This window comes from Pseudogemmobacter sp. W21_MBD1_M6 (assembly GCF_052119585.1).
Classification (GTDB): Bacteria; Pseudomonadota; Alphaproteobacteria; order Rhodobacterales; family Rhodobacteraceae; genus JBGQOJ01.
This window is the reverse complement of record NZ_JBGQOJ010000067.1, coordinates 1-2,479: the sequence shown is the minus strand read 5'-3', so window position 1 is coordinate 2,479 and position 2,479 is coordinate 1. Positions and strand designations below refer to the sequence as shown.

4 protein-coding genes are annotated in these 2,479 nt (G+C 55.8%); 1 reads left to right on the top strand and 3 read right to left on the bottom strand.

Features of this window, described 5'->3' with window-relative positions:
* Positions 1-60 precede the first annotated feature (60 nt).
* Positions 61-174, bottom strand: a complete 114-nt coding sequence (tnpB, locus tag ACEN2R_RS20835; protein WP_442044850.1) for an IS66 family insertion sequence element accessory protein TnpB — start codon at positions 172-174, stop codon at positions 61-63.
* Positions 175-200: 26 nt separating this feature from the next.
* The gene (gene tnpA, locus ACEN2R_RS20830; protein WP_442044848.1) at positions 201-668 is read right to left on the bottom strand and encodes an IS66-like element accessory protein TnpA; all 468 of its coding nucleotides are present in this window, start codon (positions 666-668) and stop codon (positions 201-203) included.
* Positions 669-1,072: 404 nt separating this feature from the next.
* On the opposite strand from tnpA, the gene ACEN2R_RS20825 reads away from it, so the two are divergent.
* Entirely contained in the window at positions 1,073-1,855 is a 783-nt protein-coding gene (locus tag ACEN2R_RS20825; protein WP_442044846.1) for a hypothetical protein, read from the top strand.
* A 209-nt stretch (positions 1,856-2,064) separates the two neighbouring features.
* On the opposite strand, the gene ACEN2R_RS20820 is transcribed toward ACEN2R_RS20825, so the two are convergent.
* Positions 2,065-2,310: a hypothetical protein gene (locus ACEN2R_RS20820; protein WP_442044844.1), complete on the bottom strand. Its 246-nt coding sequence runs from the start codon at positions 2,308-2,310 to the stop codon at positions 2,065-2,067.
* Positions 2,311-2,479 lie beyond the last annotated feature (169 nt).

The window sequence follows — 2,479 nt, the reverse complement described above, 5'->3', positions numbered from 1 at the left end:
CCATGGGTTCGTTCTCCTGCGCCCTCAAGTGTAAACTTTAGCCAGTCAATTGTCTCACGCTTATTGGCACAGAGGGGTCAGACCGGAATGTGGATCAAGCCCCAGCTCGTTCTGCACCGTTGCTGCGAGCCCGTCATGACCACGACGGAAGTCCACTGGCTTGGTCGCAATCACGATCGGCAGCCGCTGCCCCGCGACAATCACGAGACCCCTCGTACCGCCCGGATCAAGTCAGCAGCACGCGCCATATCAGCAGTGCCAGGAATCCGGATCATCACATCAGACCCAATCGTGACCGATATCTCGCCGCCCATCCCCGCGCGCTCGCTCTGTGCTTGCCCTGATGGGCTATCAGCTGTCGGCGATGTCATCGCGATCTCCAGCGGAACAAACGCAGGCTCAGACCGATGGCAGGAAATCTCTGCATCACCAACTGATGTCATGACATCCGCAGGCAAAACCAAATTACCGGTCCGCGCCATCCGTCGCCAATCCGATAGCTGATGGGGGACAATGTCATGGCGCCGCGCCACGTCAACAACGCGCGCACCGGGTTGAAAACTCTCCGCAACAATCCTTGCTTTCACGTCATCAGGCCAACGCCGGTTGCCCCGGCGGGGCTCAACAATCTCCTCCAGCCGACCCACAAGTCTACTTTCATCTGCCATAGCAGCCTCCAACAGAAACGATGGAGAATGTATCCGGCCAATCAAAGAAGCGCGGAAGACCTCAAATCAATGGGATGTGGCCAGCGCATACACTTCGGTTGCCGTTTTTTTGTATTTTCTCAGCTGATGCAACACTCATTGATAGATCAATGATCTGTCTCGAGGCAGGATCACACCTTGTTCAGATCCAAATATACTAAATAAACGCTACTATTAGAAGCGGTATACCCAGCATTCCCACACAGATGATGGCAATTGAAAGTCCCAGTCCTTTGAACATCTTATTTTCCCGTGAATAATATTTAGATTGACCGTGAACTTAGAGCGGTAGGCCTATTATCAATGCGGCGGGCTGCCGCACTCCCATCGGCAGCAGAACAGTCCTCGGACACGAGAAAAGGAAAATGACAGGCAAGGCGACACACAAATGGGCTTTCAAGCCAGGGATGCGTGCAGGCGCCTATAGCTGGAAATCCTCTGCCAAGGCTATTGAGCGGCTCAAATCTGCAAGTGCCGAGATCCGTGCCGTTGCGCGGACTGATCCTGTGACGGCGGCCGAGGGTGTTATCGTGCTGGCCCAACGCATATGGCCAGCCTTCGAGCACATCGACACTTCCTCGGGCGCGCTTGGGAATGCCGTCGGCCGAACGCTGGAGGGGCTGCTGCCGATCCTGATCGACGCGCCCGCCGATGAAAAAACTCGCGCGAAATGGCTGGAACAGTTGCGTGAGGCGATTATGGATGACGGCGTTGATTATCTCGTGCCGATCACGGAGAGATTCGGGCAGATCGCCGCTTTCCCCGCGTTAATGAACCTGCATGCGGATCGTGATCTCGACATGATCATGGACGCTTGGTCCGATCACGACAGCTACTCCCATGTCACGACAGGGCCGCTTGGTTTCAACTTATCCAAGACTGGCGTGAGCGCGTCGGTGAAGAATAAGGCTGGCACCTTTAACTTTCTCAAGCCGCAATACTCGTCGTTCAAGTTTGCAGGGCTGCAGCTTCGAGGCAAAAAGGCAGCACAGCTTCAGCTTGCTTATATGATGATTATGGCCGCCGTATTAGTGATGATCTTTTGTGCGCGGCTTTTGTTGTTCGCGCTTTGGCTGCTGACACTTCCGATTATTTTCGGGTGGGATTTTGTAGTTGGATTTATCAGGGGAGTGAGGGGGGCGATATGATTTGTGCGATAGCCTGGATCATCCGCGGTACTCTCTACTTTTGAATGGGCTCGGTGTGACCGCGACGGGCCTGTTCCCGTAACACCGCATAGTCCGCCAGCCACCCAACGATCAGCGCCCCTTCAGGCGATGCAGCGAGTTCTTCCGCTACGCGCACCTGCTCGGCGCGACTATATTCCACCACCGGCGGACAGGCGCTATGTGGTGTTTCAGAACCCACCCCGGCGCAACCGGTCAACGAGATCGTCGCGGCTGCGAGGGCGATCTGCGGCCGCGTCCAGCATTTCGCGCTGTGCATGGTTGGTGTGCTCCAGATTTGTCAGGCGTTCAGCCGCGCGCCCTGCGCGTTCGCCCTGGCGCCGCAGATTGAGGAGAAAAAGGGTGGATGCCAAGATGATGAGGATTGTCGCTGCCAAGCGGCGCATCCATCGCCCGGGAATGATATTTTTCCACATCGCGGCGTCCTTTTTGCCAATTATTTAGGCGGGCATAAACTGTCGACGACAAGTCCGGCAGGACCTAGGGCAATCAGAACGTAACCGACTGTGGGGCACCTCTAAAAATTGCGCCTGATCTGACGGCGGTGTAGACATTGGGCCAGTGTGAGATGGAGGCTGGTTGTCA